Below are 16,508 nucleotides of genomic sequence, written 5' to 3' on the forward strand. Positions count from 1 at the left end.
GGACGGTACAACGGTCAACTCCCGTGCAGAAGGGCGCACCTGACGGAGCGGCGGGTCGGCCGTGGCCGGAAAGCACTCCTGGTGCCGGGCCCGGCGTGACGGCCGAATGGCGATCGTGTGACAGCGGTGGCCATGGACATGCCGAGAGGCACCGGGTCTGAATAGGCTCCCGACATCGTTCGTGACCCGACGACTTGGAGTTCTCCGTGCACCGCAGAATCATCGTTCCGGGCGCTTTGACCTCGGCCGCCCTGCTGCTGGCGATCCCGGCATCGGCGGCGAGCCACACCCCTGGCGCGCCGGGCGTCGGTGACCCCTACTACCCGGCCTACGGCAACGGCGGCTACGACGTCTCGCACTACGACCTCCGGCTGAAGTACCAGCCGGCGACCGACGAACTGGAGGGCACGGCCACCCTCCTGGCCCGCACCACGCAGGACCTGTCCCGCTTCAACCTGGACTTCCTGCTGGACGTGTCCGAGGTGCGGGTCAACGGCGCGAAGGCGTCCTTCACGGCCTCGGGCGAGCACGAGCTGGAGATCACCCCGAGGACCCCGCTCGCCAAGGGCTCCTCCGTCACCGTCGTGGTCCGCTACCGCGGGGTGCCGTCGTCGCAGCAGGCGTACGGCTTCACCAGCTGGCACCGCACCCCGGACGGCGGCGTCGCGGCCAACGAGCCCGAGGCGGCCTGGTGGTGGTTCCCCAGCAACGACCACCCGCTGGACAAGGCCACCTACGACGTGTCGGTGCTGGTGCCGGACGGCAGCCAGGCCATCTCCAACGGCACGCTCCAGTCGACGAGTTCGCGCCTGGGCTGGACCCGCTGGAACTGGCGGTCCGCCAAGCCGCAGGCCACGTACCTCGCCACGCTCGCCGTCGGGAAGTTCGACATCACCACCGGCCGCACCGAGCACGGCGTCCCGGTCCTCAACGCGTACAGCAAGGACCTCGGCGCGCTCGCCGGCGCGGCGCGGGCCAGCGTCGAGCGGACCGGGGAGGTCGCCGACTGGCTGACCGGGTACTTCGGGCCGTATCCGTACGACGCGCTCGGCGGGTACGTGCCGAACACGACCACCGGGTACGCCCTGGAGACGCAGACCCGGCCGTACTACAGCCCGCGCCAGTTCGCCAACGGGTCCAACACCTCCGTCGTCGTGCACGAACTGGCCCACCAGTGGTACGGCGACTCGGTCTCCGTGGCCGGGTGGAAGGACATCTGGATCAACGAGGGCTTCGCGCGGTACGCGCAGTGGCTGTGGTCCGAGCACGAGGGCGAGGGCACCGCGCAGGAGCTCGCCGACCACGTGTACGCCTCGCACCCGGCCGACGATCCGTTCTGGACGGTGCGGCCCGGCGACCCGGGGCCGGAGAACCAGTTCCACCTCGCGGTGTACGACCGGGGCGCGCTGGCCCTGCAGGCGCTGCGCAACGAGATCGGCGACGAGGCGTTCTTCACGATCCTCAAGGGATGGCCGAGCCGGTACGCCCACGGCAACGCCTCGGTCGCCGACTTCCGGCGGTACGCCGAGGAGGTGTCCCGGCAGCCGCTGGCCGCGCTGTTCGACACGTGGCTGCTCCAGCCGTCGAAGCCGGACGCCCCGGCGGCCCGCGCGGCGTCCCTCGCGACGGGGCGGAGCGCGGCCGTGCAGCCGAGGTCGTGGAAGAAGATCGCCGCGACGAACGGGGTGCACGAGCGGGGGCAGGGGCACGGCCACGGCCACGACCACGAGTAGGCGCGCGGTCCCGGGCCCGCGCCGGGCGCCGGCGGCCCGTGTCCGCCGGCGCCGCCCGGACCGTGCGGGGCGGGTGCGCTCCGGCGTGCCCCGCCGTACCCGGCGTTCTACGGTGGGCCCATGCGCGCCGGGCACGTGGGCCGGCCGGCGTCGCCGGGCCGACGAGGGAGCCGGACGTGCGGGACGTGGCGATCATCGAGGCTCCGTCCGTGCTGGGGCTGCGGCCGACCGGTGTGGAGGAGCTGCCGGAGGCCCTGCTGGGGGCCGGCCTGGCCGCCGGGCTCGGGACGGTCCGGGCGGGCCGCGTCGAGCCGCCGCCGTACGACCCGGAGCGGGACCCCGGCACCGGGGTCCTCAACCCGGACGGCATCGCCGCCCACTCCCTGGCGCTGGCCGACGCGGTGGGCGGGGTGATCGACGCGGGGCGGTTCCCGCTGGTGCTGGGCGGCGACTGCAGCACCCTGCTGGGGAACCTGCTCGCGCTGCGCCGCCGGGGCCGGCCCGGGCTGCTGTTCCTGGACGGCCACACCGACTTCTACCAGCCCTCGGCGGAGCCGGCCGGTGAGGTGGCCTCCATGGAGCTCGCGCTGGCGACCGGCCGGGGCCCTCGGGTCCTGACCGATCCGGAAGGGCTCGGTCCGCTGGTGCGGGACGAGGACGTCGTCGCGTTCGGGTTCCGCGACGGGGAGGAGTCCGCGGAGGCCGGGATGCAGCCGCTGCCGCCCGGACTGCACGCGATGGACCTGGACACCGTGCGGGCGCTGGGCGCCGGGGAGGCGGCACGCCGCGCGGTCGGCCTGCTGGCCGGCGACGGCGCGGGCGCCGGGTACTGGGTGCACCTGGACGCCGACGTGCTGGACGACGCGGTCATGCCCGCGGTCGACTACCGGCTGCCCGGCGGGCTGGGCTGGAGCGAGCTGGAGACGGTCCTGCGGACGGCCCTGTCGGACACCGGTGCCGCCGGCCTGGGCGTGACGATCTTCAATCCCCGGCTGGACCCGGACGGGGAGATCGCGGCACGGTTCACGGCGTGTCTGCTGCGGGCGTTCGCACCGGAGGTGTGACCGGTCCGGCCGACCCCGTGGGACTCGCACCCGGGCACGTCCTCGGCTGCGGCGGGCGACGCGGCGCCTCCCGACCGGCCGTCCGCGGCGGAGGGCCGACCACGGCGGAGGGCCGACCGCGACCCCTGCGGGCCACGGCCCTCTCGGGCCCGGGCCGCGTCTCGCTGCCACCGCCGCACGCCCGGCTCCGACGCGGGCCCACGCCCCCGGCGACGCCCGTACGCCTCCGCGCGGCTCCCGCGTCCGGCGGGCGGGGCACCGCGCTCGGGCCCGCCCCGCCGTGAGCGGCGGTGATCAGGGCACGGGGATCTGCCGGCCGTCGGCCGAGGGCATCCGCGCCGCGGGGCCGACCGGCTCCCCGACGCCCGTACGCCTCCGCGCGGCTCCCGCGTCCGGCGGGCGGGGCACCGCGCTCGGGCCCGCCCCGCCGTGAGCGGCGGTGATCAGGGCCCGGGGATCTGCCGGCCGTCGGCCGAGGGCATCCGCGCCGCGGGGCCGACCGGCTCCCCCACGACGCGGCCGGCCAGCTCCGCCGCGAGGTGCGGGACGCGGGTTCGCAGCTCGGCCTCGGCCGCCTCGCGCTCGGCCGCCAGACGGGCGCCGGCCTCGGCCAGGAGCCTGTCGCGCTCGCGCAGTCCGTCGTCGCGGGCGGCGGCGAGCAGGGTGGCGCCTTCCTGCCGGGCCCGCTGCCGGATGCGGGCCGCGTCGTGGCGGGCCTCGGCGAGCAGGGCGTGCGTCCGCTCGCGTACGTCCGCGGCGTGGGCCCGCACCTCCTCGGCCCGCCGGCCGGCCCCGCTCGTCGCCTGCTCGCGGGCGTCCAGGACGCGGTCGATCCTGCGGAGCAGCCGGGTCAGGACGAGGTGGCAGACGGCGAACAGGACGCCCGCGAGCACCGTCTCCCGGACGCGCGGGTTCAGCGGGCCGATCTCCATGGGAATGAACTCCATGCCGGAGCCTTACCCGCTCGCCCGTACGGGTCGGCACGGATGCACGCCGAGACGGGCGGAACCGCACCGTTCCGGAGGGCAGGCCCGGGCCCTCCGCCCGGCCCGGTCAGCCCTCGTGGTCGTACACCGTCACGGGTATTCCCCGGCGGACCAGGCGGTCGGCCACGAGCGGTTCGACGCGTGACCACCGGCCGCCGGCCAGGCCGCAGCCGATGCGCGGCATGTGCACGGAGGTGCCGAGCCCGGCGGCCCGGCCGGCGAGCCGGCCGAGGGCGGTGTCGATCGCCTCGTAGCGGACCGGCACCCCCTTGCTGCCGGTCCGGATGCCGCGCCGGCCGACCATATTGGCCACCCACACATGTGGCTCGACCTGGACGAGCTGGACTGCGCCCAGGCCGAAGTCGTTGGAGGACCGGCCCCGGTACCAGGCCCGGAAGGCCGCCTCCGGCTCCGGCCGGCGCCGTGACAGCGCCACGACGAAGCCCTTCCCCCACCCGCCGACGTCGTTGCAGACATGGGCGATGATCTTGACGCCCTTCGCCGACGGCGCGGTGGCGTCACCCCGGACGTACGTGATCCCCGACATGACGCCACCGTAGACGGAGCCACTGACAATGGCCCCGGCCCGCTATTCGGTGAGCTGCGACAGCTCCCGGTCGGCGTCGCGTGCCACGCGGCGCCGGACGCCGAACCAGCCCGCGACCAGCGCCACGGCGATCAGCGGGACGAGCAGCAGCGTCTTGCGGCCGACCTCCGGGTCGTTCCCCATCATGCCGAGGCAGGCCACCAGGAAGGCGATCGTGGCGATCTCCGTGACCGGGCTGCCGGGCAGCCGGAAGTGCGGCCGGGTGACCAGGCCGGCCTTGGCGCGGCGGACGAAGACCAGGTGGCAGACCATGATGATCACCCACGTGCTGATGATGCCGAGCGAGGCGACGTTCAGCACGATCTCGAAGGCCTGGCTCGGCACGAGGAAGTTCAGGCCGACGCCGAGCACGCACACCGCGCAGGTCAGCAGGATGCCGCCGTAGGGCACCTGGCTGCGGTTCATGCGGGCGGTGAACTTCGGCGCCGAGCCGGCCATGGCCATGGAGCGCAGGATGCGGCCGGTGGAGTACAGGCCGGAGTTCAGGGAGGACATCGCGGCCGTGAGGACGACCAGGTTCATCACGTCGCCGGCCGCCGGGACGCCGATCTTGGAGAGGACCGTGACGAAGGGGCTCTGGTCGGCGGAGTACACCGAGCCGGGCAGCAGCAGGGCCAGCAGGACGACCGAGCCGACGTAGAACAGGCCGACCCGCCACATGATCGAGTTCACCGCGCGCGGGACGACCTTCTCCGGCTCGGCGGTCTCGCCCGCGGCGACGCCGACCAGTTCCAGCGCCGCGTAGGCGAAGATCACGCCCTGCATGACCAGCACGACGGGCATCAGGCCGTGCGGGAAGACACCGCCGTTGTCGGTGATCACGCTCAGACCCGGGGTCTGGCCGCCCACCTCGTGCCGGGTGGCCAGCAGGAAGACGCCGATCAGCATGAAGCCGACCAGCGTGGCCACCTTGATGATCGCGAACCAGAACTCCAGCTCGCCGAAGATCTTCACCGAGATCAGGTTCACGGCCAGCACCACCGCGAGGGCGATCAGGGCGAGCACCCACTGCGGGATGTCGGTGAACAGGCTCCAGTAGTGGGTGTACAGCGCGATCGCGGTGATGTCGGCGATGCCGGTGGTCGACCAGTTCAGGAAGTACATCCAGCCGGCGACGTAGGCGCCCTTCTCGCCGAGGAACTCGCGCGCGTACGACACGAAGGAGCCCGACGACGGCCGGTACAGGACCAGCTCGCCGAGCGCACGGACCACGAAGAAGGCGAAGACGCCGCAGACCAGGTAGGCCAGCGCGAGCGCCGGGCCGGCGTTGTGGAGGCGGCCGCCGGCGCCGAGGAAGAGGCCGGTGCCGATGGCGCCGCCGATGGCGATCATGTTGACGTGGCGGGCCTTGAGGTCCTTGCTGTAACCGGCGTCGCCCGCGTCCGCGGGCACTCGGGCCGCATCGGTGCGCGGCGCGGCCGTGTTCACGGCGTCCTTGCTCACGGGTGGTTCCACTCTCTGGTGCCCCCGGGCGTGGTGGGCCCGGGTGTCCGTACGGTGTCTCGGCCCGCACCACCCTTGTGACGCGGCACAGACCAAGGCAGGACCTTCCCACACCGGTCCGCCCCCACGCGGTGGCCGACGTCACAGAGCGTCGCTTCTCACATGATCCACCCCCGGTGCCCACAGGGATCACCGGCCGTTCACGCCGTGGCCGCGCAAGGGTCCGGAGAGGTGTCACAGCACTGGTGGTACAGCGATACTGCTGCACATGACGACCGACACCGAGCAGCCGACCCTCACGATCGACGAGCTGGCCGCCCGGGCCGGCGTCACGGTGCGCACGGTCCGCTTCTACGGCACGCGGGGCCTGCTGCCGCCGCCGGTGATCGGTCCGCGGCGCGTCGGGCACTACGGCCGGGAGCACCTGGCCCGGCTGGCCCTGATCGAGGAGTTGCAGCACCAGGGCATGACCCTGGCGGCCATCGAGCGGTACCTCCGGCAGCTGCCGCCGGACCTGAGCCCGCGCGACCTCGCCATCCACCGGGCGGTGGTGGCGTCCTGGGCGCCGGACACGGTGGAGACGGTGACGCACGCGGAGCTGGAGAGACGGGCGGGGCGGCCGCTCGGCGACGACGAGACCGCGCGGCTCGTCGCGATGGACGTGGTGCGCCCCGGCGACGGCACGTACGACGTCGACCTCGGGCTGCTCCGGCTCGGCGTGCGGCTGCTGGACGTGCCGCTCTCCCACGAGGCGATCCTCGCGGCGCGCAAGGTGCTCATCGAGCACTCGCGCGCCGCGGCCCACGAGCTCTCCCAGCTCCTGCGCGGCGAGGTGTCCGAGCGGGACGCCCGGGACGTGAAGTCCCTGTCCGCGCACATGCAGCCCCTGGTGGTGCAGGCGCTCCTGACGGCCTTCCAGCGGTCGCTGAAGGAGGAGCTGGGCGAGTGGCTCACGGAGTCAGGAACGGGCTGAGTCCCGGAAGACCTCCCCCTTCTCCGCCTTCTCCACCAGCAGCGCGGGCGGCGTGAACCGCTCGCCGTAGCGCTCGGCGAGCTCCCGCGCGCGGGCCACGAAGCCGGGCAGGCCGCCCTCGTAGCCGTTGATGTACTGCAGGACGCCGCCGGTCCAGCCGGGGAAGCCGATGCCGAGGAGGGAGCCGATGTTGGCGTCGGCGACGGAGGTCAGCACGCCCTCCTCCAGGAGCCGGACGGTGTCCAGCGCCTCGGCGAAGAGCATGCGCTCCTGCATGTCCTCGAACGGGATCCGGTGGCCGGGCTTCGTGAAGTGCTCGCGCAGGCCCGGCCAGAGCCCGGCCCGCCGGCCGTCCTCCCCGTACTCGTAGAAGCCGGCGCCGCCGCTGCGACCGGTGCGGCCGAACTCGTCGACCATGCGGTCGATGACGGCCTCGGCGGGGTGCGGGGTCCAGGTGCCGCCGGCCTCCTCGACCGCCCGCCGGGTCTCGTTGCGGATCTTGCGGGGCAGGGTCAGGGTCAGCTCGTCCATCAGGGAGAGCACCTTGGCCGGGTAGCCGGCCTGGGCCGCCGCCTGCTCGACCGACGCGGGCTCGATGCCCTCGCCGACCATGGCGACGCCCTCGTTGATGAAGTGGCCGATGACGCGGGAGGTGAAGAAGCCGCGCGAGTCGTTGACGACGATCGGGGTCTTGTTGATCTGCCGGACCAGGTCGAAGGCGCGGGCCAGGGCCTCCTCGCCGGTGTGCTCGCCCTTGATGATCTCGACCAGCGGCATCTTGTCGACCGGCGAGAAGAAGTGCAGCCCGATGAAGTCGGCCTGCCGCTCCACGCCCTCGGCGAGGGTGGTGATGGGGAGGGTGGAGGTGTTGGAGCAGAGCAGGGCGTCGGGCGCGACGACGTTCTGCACCTCCTGGAACACCTTGTGCTTGAGGGAGGTGTCCTCGAAGACGGCCTCGATGACCGCGTCGCAGCCCGCGAGGTCCTGCACCTCGGCGGTGGGCGTGATGCGGGCGAGCAGCGCGTCGGCCTTCTCCTGGCTGGTGCGGCCCTTGGCGACGGCCTTGGCGCACAGCGTCTCGGAGTAGCCCTTGCCCTTGAGGGCCGCCTCCAGGGAGACGTCCTTCAGGAGCACGTCGATGCCCGCGCGGGCGCACGCGTAGGCGATGCCCGCGCCCATCATCCCGGCGCCGAGCACGGCCACCTTGCGGACCTGGCGCGGCTCGACGCCGCGGGGGCGGTTGGCGCCGGAGTTGACGGCCTGGAGGTCGAAGAAGAACGCCTGGATCATGTTCTTCGAGGTCTGTCCGGCGGCCAGTTCCACGAAGTAGCGGGCCTCGACGACCTGGGCGGTCTCGAAGTCGACCTGGGCGCCCTCGACGGCGGCGGCGAGGATGCTGCGCGGCGCCGGGTAGGGGGCGCCGCCCGTCTGCTTGCGCAGGGTGGCCGGGAAGGCGGGCAGATTGGCGGCGAACTTCGGGTTCGACGGCGTGCCGCCGGGGATGCGGTAGCCCGGCCGGTCCCAGGGCTGCTGCGACTCGGGGTGGGCGTCGATGAAGGCGCGGGCCTTGGCGAGCAGGTCCTCCGGGGTGTCGGCCACCTCGTCGACCAGGCCGTTGTCCAGGGCGCGGCGCGGGGTGTACTGGGTGCCCTGCAGCAGGACCTTGAGCAGGGCGTCGGCGATGCCGAGCAGGCGGACGGTGCGGACGACGCCGCCCCCGCCGGGGAGCAGACCGAGGGTGACCTCGGGGCAGCCGATCTTCGAGCCGGGCGCGTCGAGGGCGATCCGGTGGTGGCAGGCCAGGGCGAGCTCGTAGCCGCCGCCCAGGGCCGCGCCGTTGATCGCGGCGACGACCGGCTTGCCGAGGGTCTCGATGCGGCGCAGGTTCCGCTTGATCGCCATGCCGCCGTCGAAGAGCTCCTGGGCGGTCTCCGGGGTGACGCGGATCAGGTCGCGCAGGTCGCCGCCGGCGAAGAAGGTCTTCTTGGCGGAGGTGAGGATGACGCCCCGGACGGAGTCCTTCTCGGCCTCCAGACGGTCGGTGACCGCGGCGAGCGACTCGCGGAACGCCTGGTTCATGGTGTTCGCGGACTGGTCGGGGTCGTCCAGGACGAGGGTGACGACGCCGGTGTCGTCCTGCTCCCAGCGGATGGTGGTGGGCTCAGTGCTCATGAGGGGATGCTCCGTGGTGATCCGTCGGGAGGGGGGTCAGATGCGCTCGACGATGGTGGCGATGCCCATGCCGCCGCCCACGCACAGCGTGGCGAGGCCGTAGCGCTTGTCCTGGCGCTCCAGTTCGTCGACGAGCGTGCCGAGGATCATCGCGCCGGTCGCGCCGAGCGGGTGGCCGAGCGCGATGGCGCCGCCGTTGACGTTGACCTTGTCCAGGGACAGGCCCATGTCCTTGACGAAGCGGAGCACGACCGCGGCGAACGCCTCGTTGATCTCGACGAGGTCGATGTCGTCGATGGTCAGGCCGGCGCGGGCCAGCGCCTTGCGGGTGGCGGGGGCGGGGCCGGTGAGCATGATGGTCGGCTCGGAGCCGGAGACGGCGGCGGAGACGATCCGCGCGCGGGGGGTGAGCCCGTAGCGCTCGCCGACCTCCTTGGAGCCGATCGCGACGAGCGCGGCGCCGTCCACGATGCCGGAGGAGTTGCCCGCGTGGTGCACGTGGTCGATCTTCTCGACCCAGTGGTACTGCTGGAGCGCCACCGCGTCGAAGCCGCCCAGTTCGCCGATGTCCGCGAAGGACGGCTTGAGCCCGGCCAGGGAGTCGGCGGTGGTGCCGGGGCGCAGGTGCTCGTCGTGGTCGAGGACGACGAGGCCGCTGCGGTCCTTGACGGGGACGACGGACTTCTCGAAGCGGCCCTCCTTCCACGCGGTGGCCGCCCGCTCCTGCGACAGCGCGGCGTACTCGTCGACGTCCCGCCGGGAGAAGCCCTCGATGGTGGCGATGAGGTCGGCGCCGATGCCCTGCGGCACGAAGTTGACGGAGAGGTTGGTCATCGGGTCGTTGAACCAGGCGCCGCCGTCCGAGGCCATCGGCACCCGGGACATCGACTCGACGCCGCCCGCGAGGACGAGGTCCTCCCAGCCCGACCGCACCTTGGCGGCGGCCATGTTGACGGCTTCCAGGCCCGAGGCACAGAAGCGGTTCTCCTGCACGCCCGCGACCGTGTCGGGCAGTCCGGCGGCGACGGCGGCGATCCGGGCGATGTCCGAGCCCTGGTCGCCGACCGGGCCGACGACGCCGAGGACGATGTCGTCGACGGCGGCCGGGTCGAGGTCCGGGAAGCGGGCGCGGATCTCGTGGATGAGTCCGACGACCAGGTCGATGGGCTTGGTGCCGTGCAGGGCGCCGGTCGCCTTGCCACGCCCGCGCGGGGTGCGGATCGCGTCGTACACGTACGCTTCGGTGCTCACGAGGAGGCCTTTCGCTCAAGGGGTGCGGGCGGGGTGAGGAGTCCGGGCACGTCCCAGTCCCCGGCCACCGCCGCCGTGTCGGCGCCCGGCCGCGCGGGGCCGGTGCGGACGGTGGCGGGGGTCGCGGAGAAACGGGGCGCCGGGGCGGGCTGGGTCAGGCCGCCGTGGCCGGTGAAGGTGGCGCGGGCGGCGAGGTGCGGGTGGTGCGGGGCCTCGCGCAGCGACAGGACGGGCGCCACGCACGCGTCGGAGTCCTCGAACACGGCGGTCCACTCGTCGCGGGTGCGGGCCTTGAAGCGGGCCGCGACCTGTTCGCGCAGGCCGTCCCACCGGGCGGGGTCCGTGCGCGCCGGTGCCTGGCCGTCGACGCCGAGGAGGGTGAGGAACTCGTCGTAGAACCGCTCCTCCAGTGCGCCGACCGCCATGTACCCGCCGTCGGCCGTCTCGTAGGTGCCGTAGTAGGGGCAGCCGCCGTCGAGGAGGTTGGCGCCGCGCCGGTCCTGCCAGGCGCCGGCGGCGAGCATGCCGTGGATCATCGCGGAGAGGTGGGCGGCGCCGTCGACGACGGCGGCGTCGACGACCTGGCCGGTGCCGGTCGCGCGCGCGTGGTGCAGGGCGGCGAGGACACCGACCACGAGGTAGAGGGCGCCGCCGGCGTAGTCGCCGAGCAGGTTGGCCGGGGGCGGCGGGGGCTCGTCCGGGCGGCCGATCACGCCGAGGGCGCCGGTGACGGCGAGGTAGGTGATGTCGTGCCCGGCGCGGGGGGCCAGCGGGCCGTCCTGGCCCCAGCCGGTCATGCGGCCGTAGACAAGCCGGGGGTTGCGGGCGTGGCAGGCGTCCGGGCCGACGCCCAGGCGTTCGGCGACACCGGGCCGGTAGCCCTCGACCAGGACGTCGGCGCGGGCGGCCAGGTCGAGGACGCGGCCGGGGCCGTCCGGTGCCTTCAGGTCGACGAGCACCGAGCGCTTGTTGCGGTTGGTCACGTCGTACGCCGGGTCGATGCCCAGGCCCGGGCCGCCCGGGCGGTCCACGCGGACCACGTCGGCGCCGAGGTCGGCCAGGAGCATCGCCGCGAACGGGCCGGGCCCGATGCCGGCCAGCTCGACCACGCGCACGCCCGCGAGCGGGCCCTGTCCGGACGGCGCCTTCGCCTCTGTCATCGAGCCCCCAGCTGTGACACGACCGATGTAACACCAGTGATGCTAAGAACGTGTTCCACCCGGCACAAGGGTCCGGGCGAGCAAGCGCTTAGTCCATTGTGGGGTGCCGCCGGGCTCGGCGCCCGTCCGGTTCGGCCATCAGCCGTTCGGACGCGACGAGGCGGCGGCTCTCCCGGCCGGTCGCCCGGCCGGTCGCCCGGCGGGCGCGCCGGTCTCCCCGGGGGGACTGCTCCACGGGACCGGGCGGCCCGAGGGCGAACGCGCGCCTTTTCCCCTTCTTCAGGGCGTTCCCGGCCACCGCCACCGCTTTCCTCCGGCCTCCTCGTCGCGTTCCGCTCCCCTCACGCTAGCCTCAGCCACCGACAGCGGCGCGGGCTGCACGACCGAGGGGTGTCATGAGCAGGCTGAACAGGACGGACCGTCCGTACGACATCGTGCTCTTCGGAGCCACCGGCTTCGTGGGGACGCTCACCGCGGAGTACCTCGCCGCCCACGCGCCCGAAGGACTGCGCTGGGCGATCGCGGGCCGCAGCCGGGAGAAGCTGGAGCGGCTGCGGGAGCGGCTGCCCGGCGCCGGGCCCGGGGTGCTGCGGGCCGACGTGTCCGACCCCGCCTCGCTGCGCGGACTCGCCGAGCACGCGCGCGTGGTGGCCACCACGGTGGGCCCCTACGTGACGTACGGCGAGGAGCTGGTCGCCGCCTGCGCGGACACCGGCGCCGACTACCTCGACCTCACGGGCGAACCGGAGTTCGTGGACCTGATGTACGTGCGCCACGACGCACGCGCGCGGGAGACCGGCGCGCGCCTGGTGCACGCCTGCGGTTTCGACTCGGTCCCGCACGACCTGGGGGTGTACTTCACCGTCCGGCGGCTGCCGGAGGGCGTGCCGCTGACCGTGGACGGTTTCGTCACCGTCGACGCGGCCTTCTCCGGCGGCACCTTCGCCTCGGCCCTGGGCCAGTTCGCGCGTCCCCGGCAGGTGCGGGCCGCCGCCCGGGACCGCGGGCGGCACGAGCCGCGGCTGGTGGGCCGCCGGGCGTCGGCGCCCACCGGCGCGCCGCGCTTCGCGCCGGAGGTGGGCGCGTGGGCGCTGCCGCTGCCGACCATCGACCCGCAGATCGTGCGGCGGTCGGCGAAGGCACTGGAGCGGTACGGGCCGGACTTCCGCTACCGGCACTACGCGGCCGTCCGGCACCTGCCCGTCGCGGTGGGCGGGGCCGCGGCCGTCGGCGCGCTGGTCGCGGCGGCCCAACTGCCGCCCGCCCGGCGCTGGTTGTCCGGCCGGCTCCGGCCCGGCCAGGGGCCGGACGAGGCGAGGCGGGCCAGGAGCTGGTTCTCGGTGCGGTTCGTGGGCGAGGGCGGCGGGCGGCGGGTGTGCACGGAGGTGGCGGGCGGCGACCCCGGCTACGACGAGACGGCGAAGATGTTCGCCGAGTCGGCCCTGTCCCTGGCCCTGGACGACCTGCCGCCGACGGCCGGGCAGGTCACCACGGCGGTGGCGATGGGCGACGCGCTGATCGAGCGGCTGAGCGCGGCGGGGATCCGCTTCCGGGTGGCGGCGAGCCGCTGAACGGTCCGCTTGCGCCGGGCCCTCAGACCGGCCACTCCAGCAGCGTGTAGATCATTCCGACGATCCAGGCCAGCCCGGCCAGGACGGCGAGGACCAGCCCGACGGTCACCGCCCGCTCGACGGGCTGGACGGGGTGGGCGACGGGCTCGGGAGCACGGTGTGTGGGCATGCGCCCAGCCTGCCGACCGGGCCCGTGGCCGCACATCCGTACGAGTACTCAGGAGCGGTACCCAGACCGGCGGGTGAGTACGGGGAGAGAGGACCGGGCGGGGCCTCCGCGGGCCGGTCCGGCGGGCAGGTCCGGCGGGCCGCGCCTACGGCCGTGCCGGGTCCTCCGCCGGGTCGAGGGGGCTCTGTGTGCCGGCCGCCTCGCGCAGGGCCCGGCGGCACAGGGCGTCCGCCCTGCGGGTCGTCTCCGGCAGGCGGTACTCCGGGGTGAGGGCGAGGGTGTGGGCGCAGGCGTTGGCGAGGCTCACCCGGTGGCCGACGGAGACGAAGACCGGCTTGACCGCGTCGCGGGTGCGCAGGGCGCGTCCGACCTCCTCGGTGCCGGCGAGCAGCGGGGAGGTGCTGCCGCGCGGTGCGGCCGGGTCGTCGTGGGTGAAGGTGAAGGGGTTCTTGGCGACGCCGATCACGGGCAGGCCGGTGAGGACGCCGAGGTGGCTGGCGAGGCCGAAGCGGCGGGGGTGGGCGAGGCCGTAGCCGTCGCAGACCACCAGGCCGGGCGGGCAGGGCAGCGCGTCGAGGGCGGCGAGCACGGTGGGGATCTCGCGGAAGGCGAGCAGCCCGGGGACGTAGGGGAAGGAGACCCGGCCGACGGCGGTCGCCTCGGCGACCACGTCGAGGGTCGCCGCGTCCAGCACCACCGCGGCGGCCGCGACGAGGTCCCGCTCGTCGTCGTACGCCACGTCGACCCCGGTGACGTGGCCGGTGCCGGGCGCCGGGCCCGGCTCGTCGAGCACCACGCGCGGGCGCAGTTCGTCCTGGACGGCGCGGGCCTGCTCCTCGGTCGCGGGCCATCCCGCGGGAATGCGTACGGTCGTCATCGTGGCCCCGAGCCTACGGTCCCCGGCGCCGCCGCGCGGGCGCCGGGGGCCGGGAGCCGGCCCGCGGTCACCGCGGGGCCCGCCGGACGCCGTCCGTCGCCTCGCGCGGCCCGGCCGTTCAGCGCTCTCTCAACGACCTCAAGAGCTTTATATAGGCACTGTTGAACCGGGCGCCTTTGTCCAGGTAGGCAGCCCCGACCGTGGCGCCTTCCCGGAGGTAGGCGACGAGCACTCCCTGCTCCGGTCGGTCCGGATCCCCGCGGACGATCTCCATCGAATCCGACGTCCTCGGATTGCCGGCGATCTGGATACGCAGTCCGAGTACTTCCGTGGACATGCTGGGGAAGTAGCCGATCCGGGAGGTCACCGAGCCGTACCCCAAGGACGACGCCAGGGACCTGCCCGCGAGATCACCGGTGTCGATCGCGTTCTTCCAGAACTCCCTGCGCGTAAGGTTCCCGGCCGTCCACGGGTCGGGGTAACGAGCGATGTCCCCGGCCGCGAACACGTTCTCCCACGGTGACACACGCATGTACTCGTCGACGCGCACCCCGTCGGACAGGTCCAGGCCGTTTCCGTGCAGCCATTCCACATTGGGAACGCTGCCGATCGCCTCGATGAAAAGGGATCGACCGGACGAGGGCTCCGGATCCGACGGTTTCACATCACAGAGCAGTTCCCTCGCGGGGTCGCCCGTCAGGAACGTGATGCCATGCCGGACGAGCCAGCGGCCGAGCGCCACCGAAACACGCTCCCCCAGGATGCTTTCGAACGGCCCGCGCCGCACCGTTTCCAGCATGAGGACTTCACAGCCGTACTCCCTGGCCAGTGAAGCAAGCTCGCAAGCAACGAATCCGGCGCCTGTTATCGTGACCTTTTCGCTCGCCTGGAGCCGATGGTGGATGTACCGTGCATCGCCCAGGCCACGCAGGGTCCGGTGCGTATGAAGTCCGCACTGCCCGTTGCCCCAGACCGAGGTGCGCGGGCGCACCCCCGCAGCGATCACCAGACCGTCGTACTCGAATGTCTCGCCCGTGCTCAGGTGCAGAATCCTGTCACGCAGGTCCGCGGTCTCGACCCTGGTGCCGAGGCGCCAGGTCAGAGCGTCGTTCTCGGCTCCACGCACCTTCACGTCCTCGGCGATCGTCATGTCGAGGGCGTCCGACAGGGGATACCGCTTCTTCGTCAGACCCGGCCGGTTGTAGGTGCGGTGAGTCTCGTCCCCGAAGACGACGATCCTGGCGTCGGCCTTGCATTTGAGCATCGCGTCGGCCGCTCGCAGGCCGGCTATACCGGAGCCGACCACGCCGATGAGCGGCCGCCCACCGGCCACCGGCGGCATCACGATTTCAGGAAGATCGCTTGCAGAGGGCAGGAGTCGACAGCGTCCTCGATATCGCTGACGTTCTCCTCGTCGAACGCCTCCTGGTATTGAAGCTCCCCGTCGGCGTCGAGCTCGAAATTGGTCGGGGCCGAGATCGCGCACTGCCCATGATTCTGGCACTTGACCCTGTCGACAAAAATCTTCATGGTCCCCGGTCTTCCGTCGCTCGTCCCTTTCGCCGGTCCATTCTCCGGCGATCACGACCCTACGAGCCTCCGCACGGCGAAGGAAGAAGTGACGGGTGGCCTGAAGCGGTCCTGGCCTGTTCAGGCCCGTGGCGGGCCGTCCGGGGGCCGGTTCGGCACAGCCGGCGCCGCGCGCCGGGTTTCCTCGACCGGCGGCCGGGCACCCGTTGCCGGCCTTGGGGGGTGGGGGAAATTCCCGAGTCACATAGAACCATCTGCGGGGTTCTCGCATGCTTGCGACACAGGGGGCAACCGGCTAAGGTGGTTCCATGGCCGTGGTGTATTTTCCCGAATTCCGCCTGGGCAAGGTGCTGGCGACCAGCTTCACAGGGACCCTGTCGGAGCGTTACGGCGAGGCGCTGGAGCGCATTCCTGTGCCGTCCCGGCTCACGGACTGGCTGGCAATCCATGGACTCGTCGTCGACTCCTGCAGCCGAGCCCAGCTCGATCACGCCCGGGAGCTGCGGGAATCCATTCACGCGGCTGCCACCGCCGTCGCGAACCAGGAACCGCTCCCCTCTTCAGCCGTCCGAGTCATCAATGACTGCAGTACTCACGGTCTGGCCTCGGCGATCCTGACGCCCGGGGGCAGCCGGGAGTGGCGGCTGGGTTCCGCTTCCGTGGAGGACGCGCTCAGTGTGATCGCCGCCGATGCGATCAGCCTCCTCTCGGGAGAACGAGAAGGAAAGATTTCGTTGTGCGCGTCGCCGACGTGCCAGGCCGCGTTCGTCGACACCAGTCGCGGCCACACCCGCAGATGGTGCGACATGAACACGTGCGGGAATCGTGAGAAAAAGGCACGCTTCCTCGCCAACAAGCGCAAGCAGTCGAGCCTTGCCGACTGACCGTGCTGTCCGGTCGCCGGTCGTCGTGACTTCGCAGCACCAAGACTCCCGCCCTCCGTAGTCTCGCCACCGCACGCTGCTCAAAAGG

At 73.0% G+C, this 16,508-nt stretch carries 15 protein-coding genes; 5 read left to right on the forward strand and 10 right to left on the reverse strand.

The genetic code is table 11. The annotated features are described in order from the left end of the window. Positions 1-206 precede the first annotated feature (206 nt). Together ACIF8T_RS20785 and ACIF8T_RS20790 are read left to right on the forward strand one after the other, a co-directional pair. Entirely contained in the window at positions 207-1,733 is a 1,527-nt protein-coding gene (locus tag ACIF8T_RS20785; RefSeq protein ID WP_400037071.1) for a M1 family metallopeptidase, read from the forward strand. 176 nt (positions 1,734-1,909) lie between these two features. Further along, on the forward strand, positions 1,910-2,797 hold the full coding sequence (locus tag ACIF8T_RS20790) for an arginase family protein (protein ID WP_400037073.1): 888 nt from the start codon (positions 1,910-1,912) through the stop codon (positions 2,795-2,797). A 443-nt stretch (positions 2,798-3,240) separates the two neighbouring features. Here the strand turns inward: ACIF8T_RS20790 and ACIF8T_RS20795 are convergent, their stop codons facing one another. From ACIF8T_RS20795 to ACIF8T_RS20805, 3 genes are all read right to left on the reverse strand, one after another. Beyond that, positions 3,241-3,744, reverse strand: coding sequence for a hypothetical protein (locus ACIF8T_RS20795; RefSeq protein WP_400037075.1), 504 nt, complete (start codon positions 3,742-3,744; stop codon positions 3,241-3,243). 106 nt (positions 3,745-3,850) lie between these two features. Next, on the reverse strand, positions 3,851-4,330 hold the full coding sequence (locus ACIF8T_RS20800) for a macro domain-containing protein (protein WP_400037077.1): 480 nt from the start codon (positions 4,328-4,330) through the stop codon (positions 3,851-3,853). Between the two features lie 42 nt (positions 4,331-4,372). After that, positions 4,373-5,833, reverse strand: coding sequence for an amino acid permease (locus ACIF8T_RS20805; RefSeq protein ID WP_400037079.1), 1,461 nt, complete (start codon positions 5,831-5,833; stop codon positions 4,373-4,375). 268 nt (positions 5,834-6,101) lie between these two features. Between ACIF8T_RS20805 and ACIF8T_RS20810 the strand changes: the two genes are divergently transcribed. Further along, positions 6,102-6,806, forward strand: a complete 705-nt coding sequence (locus ACIF8T_RS20810; RefSeq protein WP_400037081.1) for a MerR family transcriptional regulator — start codon at positions 6,102-6,104, stop codon at positions 6,804-6,806. On the opposite strand, the gene ACIF8T_RS20815 is transcribed toward ACIF8T_RS20810, so the two are convergent. The 3 genes from ACIF8T_RS20815 to ACIF8T_RS20825 are packed head-to-tail and all read right to left on the reverse strand — an operon-like array spanning position 6,792 to position 11,389. Beyond that, the gene (locus ACIF8T_RS20815) at positions 6,792-8,978 is read right to left on the reverse strand and encodes a 3-hydroxyacyl-CoA dehydrogenase NAD-binding domain-containing protein (protein WP_400037083.1); all 2,187 of its coding nucleotides are present in this window, start codon (positions 8,976-8,978) and stop codon (positions 6,792-6,794) included. The genes ACIF8T_RS20810 and ACIF8T_RS20815 overlap by 15 nt on opposite strands. Before the next feature lie 36 nt (positions 8,979-9,014). After that, complete coding sequence (locus ACIF8T_RS20820; RefSeq protein ID WP_400037085.1) at positions 9,015-10,229, reverse strand: acetyl-CoA C-acetyltransferase; 1,215 nt, start codon at positions 10,227-10,229, stop codon at positions 9,015-9,017. Continuing rightward, positions 10,226-11,389, reverse strand: coding sequence for a CaiB/BaiF CoA transferase family protein (locus ACIF8T_RS20825; protein ID WP_400037087.1), 1,164 nt, complete (start codon positions 11,387-11,389; stop codon positions 10,226-10,228). Before ACIF8T_RS20825 ends, ACIF8T_RS20820 begins: the two co-directional genes overlap by 4 nt. Before the next feature lie 395 nt (positions 11,390-11,784). Between ACIF8T_RS20825 and ACIF8T_RS20830 the strand changes: the two genes are divergently transcribed. Then, positions 11,785-12,960 (forward strand): saccharopine dehydrogenase family protein, encoded by a 1,176-nt coding sequence (locus ACIF8T_RS20830; protein ID WP_400037089.1) that lies wholly within the window; start codon positions 11,785-11,787, stop codon positions 12,958-12,960. A gap of 22 nt (positions 12,961-12,982) precedes the next feature. Here the strand turns inward: ACIF8T_RS20830 and mmpA are convergent, their stop codons facing one another. The 4 genes from mmpA to ACIF8T_RS20850 form a co-directional block, all read right to left on the reverse strand. Continuing rightward, entirely contained in the window at positions 12,983-13,129 is a 147-nt protein-coding gene (gene mmpA, locus ACIF8T_RS20835) for a morphogenic membrane protein MmpA (protein WP_400037091.1), read from the reverse strand. A gap of 145 nt (positions 13,130-13,274) precedes the next feature. Further along, a complete protein-coding gene (locus ACIF8T_RS20840) occupies positions 13,275-14,006 on the reverse strand; it encodes an endonuclease V (protein WP_400037093.1) in 732 nt (243 codons plus the stop codon). 118 nt (positions 14,007-14,124) lie between these two features. Further along, entirely contained in the window at positions 14,125-15,348 is a 1,224-nt protein-coding gene (locus ACIF8T_RS20845; RefSeq protein ID WP_400037583.1) for an NAD(P)/FAD-dependent oxidoreductase, read from the reverse strand. Further along, on the reverse strand, positions 15,348-15,536 hold the full coding sequence (locus tag ACIF8T_RS20850; RefSeq protein ID WP_400037095.1) for a ferredoxin: 189 nt from the start codon (positions 15,534-15,536) through the stop codon (positions 15,348-15,350). The genes ACIF8T_RS20845 and ACIF8T_RS20850 overlap by 1 nt, the downstream gene beginning before the upstream one ends. A gap of 308 nt (positions 15,537-15,844) precedes the next feature. Here ACIF8T_RS20850 and ACIF8T_RS20855 point away from each other — a divergent pair, with 308 nt between their 5' ends. Continuing rightward, positions 15,845-16,420: a CGNR zinc finger domain-containing protein gene (locus ACIF8T_RS20855; protein WP_400037097.1), complete on the forward strand. Its 576-nt coding sequence runs from the start codon at positions 15,845-15,847 to the stop codon at positions 16,418-16,420. Positions 16,421-16,508 lie beyond the last annotated feature (88 nt).

Origin of the sequence: Streptomyces sp. NPDC085946, from assembly GCF_044540485.1 — a bacterium.
GTDB lineage: Bacteria > Actinomycetota > Actinomycetes > Streptomycetales > Streptomycetaceae > Streptomyces.